The sequence below is a fragment of the Bradyrhizobium sp. UFLA05-89 genome (assembly GCF_059803475.1).
On the sequence record NZ_JBANBA010000120.1, the window covers coordinates 1 to 7,500 of the forward strand.

A 7,500-nucleotide genomic window follows, 5' to 3' on the forward strand; every position below is an offset into this window, starting at 1 on the left:
GAGCAACATCGTCGTCTCCAGGTTGAATGGATTCAGCAACCTCAGTCTGGCCTCAGACCCGGTCGCTATCCACTCCCTATGGAATCTTCGCTGCGCTCGCAATGACGGAGTATGAGGTGACGCCTTCGCATCAATTCGCCGGCGCCGACCGCGGATCGCGCACCGGCCATCGGCCCGCCTCCACCAGCGTGATGAACCGCTCCACCGTCTCGTTGAACAGCGCGGGCTCTTCGAGATTGAGCACGTGACCTGACTTCGGAAACATCGCAAGCCCCGCCGCCGGCAGATGCTTCTTCAGGAACAGGCTCGGCCCGATGCACGGGTCGTCCTCGTCGCCGCAGATGATCAGCGCGGGCGTGGCGACGCGCCCGATCGCGTCCGTCATCGTGTAGATCGAGGGACGTCCGCCCTGGAAGCCGCGCATGGTGTTGGCCGAGCCCTTGGAATCGTGGCGCGCGAGTGCGGCATAGAAATCGGCGTGGCCGCGCGGGTCCTTCACGAGGAAGGGGATCCGGCTCGGCGCCTCGCGCGTGACTTTCGCGACTTCCGCGGAGCCCAGCGTTTCGAACTGCTCGGCGTTGGCGCGGCACTGCTTGCGCCAGGCTTCGAGGTTGTCGAGCTCCGAGCCTGAGCCGACGCCGGCCAGCGTCATCGACAGCGCGCGCTGTGGCGCGCTCAAGCCGATCTGAAGCGACGAATAGGCGCCCATCGAAAGCCCGACGAGATGAGCCTTGTCGATGCCGAGATGATCGAGCACGGCGAGCGCGTCGGTGTAGAAGTGTTTGTAAGTGTAGAGGTCGGCTGACGCGGGCACGTCCGACGGCGTATAGCCGCGTGCCGAATAGGAAATGCAGCAATGGCCGCGCGAGAAGTAACGCATCTGCGGCTCCCAATTGGTGTGGTCCGCCGCGAATTCGTGCAGGAAGATGATCGGGGTGCCGTGGCCCGCTTCCTCGAAATAGATGCCGACATCGTCTCTGGTCGTGGCGTGGGGCATTAACCGTCTCCCTCTTTCTGAGCCGTCGCGTTAAGCATCGCGGTTAATGCTGTGGGCAGCAATGCGGCAGCATCGGACCAGCATCGATGCAGGATCATCGCAGAAATTCCCTGAAGCGAATTTCTGCTATGCAGCATTGTGCCTTGCTCTCGCCACATCTGGACTTTCATACAACCCGCGGATGTCGGCCGCCGCACCGGCTGATGGGGATTGGGGGTGTCAACGAAGGATGAAGAATGTTTGAGTTGTTTGCGTTTGGCCGGCTGCGTCACGTCATCGCGCTGGCTCTTTTCTCCGCGGCATTCGCCGCATCTATCTCTCCAGCATCAGCACGGTCTCATCGTCACAGCGCAGAGCGGCACGCTTACGTGCATCACGCCGCGCACCATGCAGGCGGGTATCATCACTATCGCCACGCGCGCAGCTCGCGCTTCGAGCGCGGCGCCGCGCAGTTGCAGGCGACCGGCTTCGAGAATACGCAGGCCAGCTATGACCCGAGCGCGAACAGCGGCAGCATGGCCACGTCGGGCGGCTTCGGTGGCGGCTCGGGCCTCGTCTCGGAAGCGCGCCGTTATCTCGGCGGCAATCCGACCGAGCGCGGCAACCTATGGTGCGCGCGCTTCATGAACATGGTGCTCGAGCACACCGGCCATAAGGGCTCCGGCTCCGACATGGCGAGCTCGTTCGCGCATTACGGAACGCGTGTCACCGGTCCGCAGGTCGGCGCGATTGCGGTCATGTCGCGCGGTCGCCGAGGCGGCCATGTCGGCATCATCACCGGCATCGACGCCAAAGGCAATCCGATCATGATCTCCGGCAACAACGGCAATCGCGTCCGCGAGGCGCCGATCTCGCGCGGCCGGATCTACGCGTATGTGATGCCGAACTGAGGCGCGTCACTGCGAGAACCGTAAGGTGGGCAAAGGCACGTTAGCGCCTTGCCCACCATTTCTCGCAACGGCGACACAAGTGGTGGGCACACTTCGCTTTGTCCACCCTACGCAGCTTAAACCAACTTCGGCTCTTCAATCCCGATTGCTTCGCCGATGCCAATCTCGCCATCTGCGATCACCTCGCCATAGACGCCGCAATCCATGTGGCCGAGATGGCGCATGATCGTGGGTGGAATCTCGAGGTCGCGCATCGCCGTGTCCGGATCGACATTGGTGGCCGCGCAGCGGACGATGCGCTTGACGATCTTCAGCCGCACCGCGCCGATCGCGAGCGTCTGGCCGACGAGGCCGAGCTCGTGCCACGCCGGCCAGCCCCGGACGTAGAGATTGGCGCGGAAGCGCAGGGGATGAACGGCGGCGCCGAGCATCTCCTCGATGGCGCGCACGCTGCCGAGATTGATGATGGAGACGACCTTGCGGGCAACGTCGGAGAAGCTGTGGTCGCGTCCCGACAGCACTTTTGGCGGGCCCCGCAGCTCGCTCCGGAAATTGCCGGTAAAGTAACTCTCGATGGCCGCGCGCCCGCTGGCCGTCTCCAGATCGCCGCTGGCGACGACCTGACCGTCCTTGCGGATGGTCAGCAGATTAGTCGCGTCCTCGAACCGGCTGTTCAGGGTGGCTAGCCGCTCATTGCGCATCAGCATCAGGAACTGGGTCTTGGGCATCCACTGCGGCGCCTCCGGATCGAAGCCGCTCGGGCCGTTCTCGATGGCATAGCGACGGTCGGCGGGGAGGCTCTGGCCGACCCGCAAGGCAACGCGGGGCAGTGGCTCGGGCGTCAGGCCTTTGACCGGATAGCGGTAGAGGCCGGTGATATCTGCAGTCGGGCTGATCATCATGGCGCTAGTTAAGGGATTTCACCCGCCGGCGCCAAGCCGGCCATTTAGCGCAAGAGTTTGGCCGCGCACGAATTTGTGAAGAAGCCTCTTCCGTTCCCGCGACTTGGTTCCCACATCTGCGTCAGGCCGGCGCCAGCGTCGGCTGCTAACGACCGCTTGCTGCTTGAGGAACGTCAATGTGGCGAGCGGAAACCCAATGAAGATGCCATTTGGAGTGCCTTAGAGGGCTCCAGGGGCAGGCCGAGGGAAAGACAAGATGAACATTGAAAAATACACCGAACGCTCCAGGGGCTTCGTCCAGTCCGCGCAGTCGCTCGCAATGCGCGAGGGGCACCAGCAGTTTTCCACTCTCCATCTCCTGAAAGTCCTCCTTGACGACAATGAGGGCTTGGCGGCCGGTCTGATCGACCGTGCCGGCGGCAATTCCCGCGCGATTTTGAAGGCGACCGAGGACGCCCTGAACAAGGTGCCGAAGGTCAGTGGCGGCGGCGCCGGGCAGATCTATCTGGCGCCCGAGCTCGCCCGCACCTTTGACGCTGCCGAAAAGGCCGGCGAAAAGGCCGGCGACAGCTTTGTCACGGTGGAGCGCCTGCTGCTCGGGCTCGCGCTCGAAAAGGGCAGCGAAGCCGGCACGATCCTCAGCAAGGGCGGCGTCACGCCGCAAAATCTCAACGCGGCGATCGAGGCGCTGCGCAAGGGCCGCACCGCCGACAGCGCGACCGCCGAGAACGCCTATGACGCGCTGAAGAAATACGCCCGCGATCTCACGCAGGCCGCGCGCGACGGCAAGCTCGATCCGGTGATCGGCCGCGACGAGGAGATCCGCCGCACCATCCAGGTGCTCTCCCGCCGCACCAAGAACAATCCCGTCCTGATCGGCGAGCCCGGCGTCGGCAAGACCGCCATCGTCGAGGGCCTGGCGCTGCGCATCGTCAATGGCGACGTGCCGGAAAGCCTCAAGGACAAGAAGCTGCTCTCGCTCGACCTCGGCGCGCTGATTGCCGGCGCGAAATACCGCGGCGAGTTCGAGGAGCGGTTGAAGGCCGTGCTCCAGGAGGTGACCGCGACCGAAGGCACCTTCATCCTGTTCATCGACGAGATGCACACGCTGATCGGCGCCGGCAAGGCCGACGGCGCGATGGATGCGTCGAACCTCCTCAAGCCCGCGCTTGCCCGCGGCGAGCTGCACTGCATCGGCGCGACCACGCTGGATGAGTACCAGAAGCACGTCGAGAAGGACGCGGCGCTGGCGAGGCGCTTCCAGCCGATCTTCGTCAGCGAGCCCTCGGTCGAGGACACCATCTCGATCCTGCGCGGGCTCAAGGACAAGTACGAGCAGCACCACGGCGTGCGGATCACCGATTCCGCGCTGGTGGCGGCGACGACACTGTCCAACCGCTATATCACCGATCGCTTCCTGCCGGACAAGGCGATCGACCTCATGGACGAGGCCGCCGCGCGGCTGAAGATGCAGGTCGATTCCAAGCCCGAGGAGCTGGATTCGCTTGATCGCGAGATCATCCGGCTCAAGATCGAGCAGGAGGCCCTGAAGAAGGAAAGCGACCTCGGCTCCAAGACGCGCCTCCAAGCGCTGGAGAAGGAGCTCGCCGATCTCGAGGAGAAATCGACGGCGCTGACGGCGCGCTGGAGCGCGGAGAAGAACAAGCTCTCCAACGCCCAGAAGCTCAAGGCCGAGCTCGATGGCCTGCGCGTCGAGCTTGCCAATGCGCAGCGGCGCGGCGAATTCCAGCGTGCCGGCGAGCTGGCTTATGGCCGGATCCCGGAGCTGGAGAAGAAGCTCGCCGATATCGAGGCTCGCGAAGGCTCGGGTGAGATGATGGAAGAGGCGGTCACCGCCAACCACATCGCGCAGGTGGTCTCGCGCTGGACCGGCGTGCCCGTCGACAAGATGCTGGAGGGCGAGAAGGAAAAGCTCCTCAAGATGGAGGAGGCGCTCGGCAAGCGCGTCGTGGGCCAGAGCGAAGCCGTGCATGCGGTCGCAACCGCGGTGCGCCGCTCGCGTGCGGGCTTGCAGGACCCGAACCGGCCGATCGGCTCGTTCATGTTCCTAGGGCCCACCGGCGTCGGCAAGACGGAGCTGACCAAGGCGCTCGCCGAGTATCTGTTCAACGACGAGACCGCGATGGTGCGCCTCGACATGTCCGAATACATGGAGAAGCACTCGGTCTCGCGTCTGATCGGCGCGCCTCCGGGCTATGTCGGCTATGACGAGGGTGGCGCTCTGACCGAAGCGGTACGGCGCCGGCCTTACCAGGTGGTGCTGTTCGACGAGATCGAGAAGGCGCATCCCGATGTCTTCAACGTCCTGTTGCAGGTGCTCGACGATGGCCGCCTCACCGACGGCCAGGGCCGCACCGTCGATTTTCGCAACACGCTGATCATCATGACCTCGAACCTCGGTTCGGAATTCCTGGTGAATCAACCCGAAGGCGAAGACACCTCTGCCGTGCGCGAGCACGTGATGGGAACGGTGCGAGCGCATTTCAGGCCGGAGTTCTTGAACCGCGTCGACGAGATCATTCTGTTCCACCGCTTGCAGAAGAGCGAGATGGGCCGGATCGTCGAGATCCAGTTCGCGCGGCTCCAGAAGCTGCTCACCGATCGCAAGATCGCGCTGACACTGGATGGCGCAGGCCGCGACTGGCTCGCTGCCAAGGGCTGGGATCCGGCTTACGGCGCGCGCCCGCTGAAGCGGGTGATCCAGCGTTACCTTCAGGATCCGCTCGCCGAGATGATCCTCGCCGGCGACGTGAAGGACGGCGACACCGTTGCGATCTCCGCCGAGGGCAACGTGCTGACCTTCAACGGCAAGGCGGCGCAGACGGCCGAGATCGCCCAGTTCGAGGCACCCGTGCCGAAGCGGAAGCTGAACTGACCGTCGCACTTTGGCGTAGCCAACAACGCCCCGGAAAGGTCCGCCTTTCCGGGGTGAATTGTTTGGGCGGATCTAGCTGATCGCGGGGACGGGACCTGAATCGGCGGTATCGTCCTCGTCGCCGCCCTCGTCGAGCTCGGAGAGAATATCCACGAGCTCGCGTACGCGGCCATGTGCCAGCGGCCGCAGGTCGTTGATCATGGGCTCGTCATTGGCGAGCCAGGCCTGGGCTTCGGCGAGCTCTTCGATGGTCGCGCCGGTTCCGATGATCTCTGCAATGGTGACGTCGTCAGCCCCGCTGACGGCCTTGGTGACGTCGTCGCGTGAGAGGCGCCCCATGAATCGTCCTCCTCTTGGCTCGAATCTGCACCAAAAAAAATCAATCCCCTCGATCGCCGGTTGGTTCCGTGCGACCGGGGAGGGCGTAGCGCGTGCGCCGTTGCGCGGCTGGAGAACAATTAATGAAACTGCCACCACCGAAGGCGGTTGCCCCAATGGATTCGCTGGTCGACGGAGCGATCCTGCGCCGGAACTCGCCCGGCAATCACGCCATCCTCAAGTCAAACGTCTCGCGCCCGCCTGGGGCGTAGAGACGAAACTTGCCTTGGGCCCCGGCGAATCCCAGCCAGCATAGGGTATCGCCATGAACAGGAATCTCGTCTCCCACAATCGACCCACCTTCGATCAACTTCATCCAAAGATCTATGGTGCGGCCGTCGGCCTTGTCGCGTGGTTCGCGCTGATGGCCTGGGTGCTGTTCGATCGCGACAGCGATGTCGACCTCTCCCTGGCCTTCGTCACCCTGTTGTTCGTGGTCGCGGTCGGGATTCCCTGGATATTGTCGCGGGTCTGGAGACGGCATCGGATGCTCCATGAGCCGCATCCGCAGCAGCCCACGTTGCATGACTGGGAAGCTGGCGATTTCAGTGTCTGGGGCGCAAAGCTTCGCGGCACGCACGCCGCGATCGACGTTCTGTTGCCGCTGATGGCCGTCTCGTTCGGCCTGACGGCAATCGGGATCGTGTTCTTGATCGTGAGAGCGTCGGTTCTGTCGTGAACCGGATGGAGATCAGCGGTTGGTGATTCAGCGGTTGGTGACTTGGAGCGGGCCGCCGGTCGCATCCGAGATGCGGGCAATGCCGCTTGAGCGGTTGCTCATCATCGCCTCGACGCGGTCGCGCTCCTTCTCGAACCCGGCGAGCACCGGGCCCTCCAGCGAGCGGCCGCGCGGCAGTTTCACGCGCATCGGGTCGACGAAGCGGCCGTTGACCAGGATTTCGTAGTGGACGTGCGGTCCGGTCGACTGGCCGGTCGATCCGACGAAGCCGATGACCTGGCCCTGTCGCACCTTCTTGCCCGGCTCCATGCCCTTGGCGAAGGCTGACATGTGGCCATAGGCGGTCTCGTAGCCGTTGTTGTGCTTGATGCGGATATATTTGCCGTAACCGCCCTCGAGCTGGGCTTTCTCGATCACGCCGTTGCCGGCGGCGAAGATCGGCGTGCCGTAGGCGGTGGCCCAGTCGACGCCGGTGTGCATCTTCACATAGCCTAGGATCGGATGGCGGCGGCCGCCGAAGCCGGAGCGCATGATGGCGCTGTTGACTGGCTTGCGGACCAGGAACTTCTTCGCGCTCTTGCCGGTCTCGTCATAGTAGTCGACGACGCCGTCGTCGGGGCTCTGGAAGCGGTAGTATCTCTTGGTTTCGCCGCCGACCGTGAGGGAGGCGAACAGCACCTCGCTCTTGTCGGTCGCCGTCACGCCCTCGTCCTCGCCGGCGTAGAAGACGTCGAAGGAATCGCCCGGCTGCACCTTGC

General features: G+C 64.1%; 8 protein-coding genes (1 of these 8 only partly in view). 4 read left to right on the forward strand and 4 right to left on the reverse strand.

Annotated features, from left to right (window positions below; all coding sequences use genetic code 11):
- Positions 1 to 130: 130 nt before the first annotated feature.
- A complete protein-coding gene (locus SO139_RS38445; RefSeq protein ID WP_498541660.1) occupies positions 131 to 997 on the reverse strand; it encodes an alpha/beta fold hydrolase in 867 nt (288 codons plus the stop codon).
- Positions 998 to 1,233: 236 nt separating this feature from the next.
- On the opposite strand from SO139_RS38445, the gene SO139_RS38450 reads away from it, so the two are divergent.
- Positions 1,234 to 1,887, forward strand: a complete 654-nt coding sequence (locus SO139_RS38450; RefSeq protein ID WP_474801097.1) for a TIGR02594 family protein — start codon at positions 1,234 to 1,236, stop codon at positions 1,885 to 1,887.
- A gap of 116 nt (positions 1,888 to 2,003) precedes the next feature.
- On the opposite strand, the gene SO139_RS38455 is transcribed toward SO139_RS38450, so the two are convergent.
- Positions 2,004 to 2,789 carry an MOSC domain-containing protein gene (locus SO139_RS38455; protein ID WP_474801099.1) on the reverse strand — a complete coding sequence of 262 codons (786 nt, stop codon included), beginning with the start codon at positions 2,787 to 2,789 and terminating at the stop codon, positions 2,004 to 2,006.
- 256 nt (positions 2,790 to 3,045) lie between these two features.
- Between SO139_RS38455 and clpB the strand changes: the two genes are divergently transcribed.
- On the forward strand, positions 3,046 to 5,685 hold the full coding sequence (gene clpB, locus SO139_RS38460) for an ATP-dependent chaperone ClpB (protein WP_474801101.1): 2,640 nt from the start codon (positions 3,046 to 3,048) through the stop codon (positions 5,683 to 5,685).
- A gap of 72 nt (positions 5,686 to 5,757) precedes the next feature.
- Here the strand turns inward: clpB and SO139_RS38465 are convergent, their stop codons facing one another.
- The gene (locus SO139_RS38465; protein ID WP_449382185.1) at positions 5,758 to 6,024 is read right to left on the reverse strand and encodes a hypothetical protein; all 267 of its coding nucleotides are present in this window, start codon (positions 6,022 to 6,024) and stop codon (positions 5,758 to 5,760) included.
- Positions 6,025 to 6,146: 122 nt separating this feature from the next.
- Between SO139_RS38465 and SO139_RS38470 the strand changes: the two genes are divergently transcribed.
- Both SO139_RS38470 and SO139_RS38475 read left to right on the forward strand, forming a co-directional pair.
- Positions 6,147 to 6,275, forward strand: a complete 129-nt coding sequence (locus tag SO139_RS38470; protein ID WP_474801104.1) for a hypothetical protein — start codon at positions 6,147 to 6,149, stop codon at positions 6,273 to 6,275.
- A gap of 53 nt (positions 6,276 to 6,328) precedes the next feature.
- A complete protein-coding gene (locus SO139_RS38475; RefSeq protein WP_474801106.1) occupies positions 6,329 to 6,742 on the forward strand; it encodes a hypothetical protein in 414 nt (137 codons plus the stop codon).
- Between the two features lie 27 nt (positions 6,743 to 6,769).
- Here SO139_RS38475 and SO139_RS38480 read toward each other — a convergent pair whose 3' ends face one another.
- On the reverse strand, positions 6,770 to 7,500 hold the 3' portion of the coding sequence (locus SO139_RS38480; RefSeq protein ID WP_449382183.1) for a M23 family metallopeptidase. The gene runs 1,339 nt beyond the window's last position; only the last 731 of its 2,070 coding nucleotides appear in the window; its start codon lies off the right edge, out of view — the gene reads right to left on this strand; it ends in the stop codon at positions 6,770 to 6,772.

Excerpts from the sequence above, each read along its gene's own strand:
- SO139_RS38445 (WP_498541660.1), bottom strand. The coding sequence starts at position 997 with ATGCCCCACGCCACGACCAGAGACGATGTCGGCATCTATTTCGAGGAA.
- SO139_RS38450 (WP_474801097.1), top strand. The coding sequence starts at position 1,234 with ATGTTTGAGTTGTTTGCGTTTGGCCGGCTGCGTCACGTCATCGCGCTG.
- SO139_RS38455 (WP_474801099.1), bottom strand. The coding sequence starts at position 2,789 with ATGATGATCAGCCCGACTGCAGATATCACCGGCCTCTACCGCTATCCG.
- clpB (WP_474801101.1), top strand. The coding sequence starts at position 3,046 with ATGAACATTGAAAAATACACCGAACGCTCCAGGGGCTTCGTCCAGTCC.
- SO139_RS38465 (WP_449382185.1), bottom strand. The coding sequence starts at position 6,024 with ATGGGGCGCCTCTCACGCGACGACGTCACCAAGGCCGTCAGCGGGGCT.
- SO139_RS38470 (WP_474801104.1), top strand. The coding sequence starts at position 6,147 with ATGAAACTGCCACCACCGAAGGCGGTTGCCCCAATGGATTCGCTGGTC.
- SO139_RS38475 (WP_474801106.1), top strand. The coding sequence starts at position 6,329 with ATGAACAGGAATCTCGTCTCCCACAATCGACCCACCTTCGATCAACTT.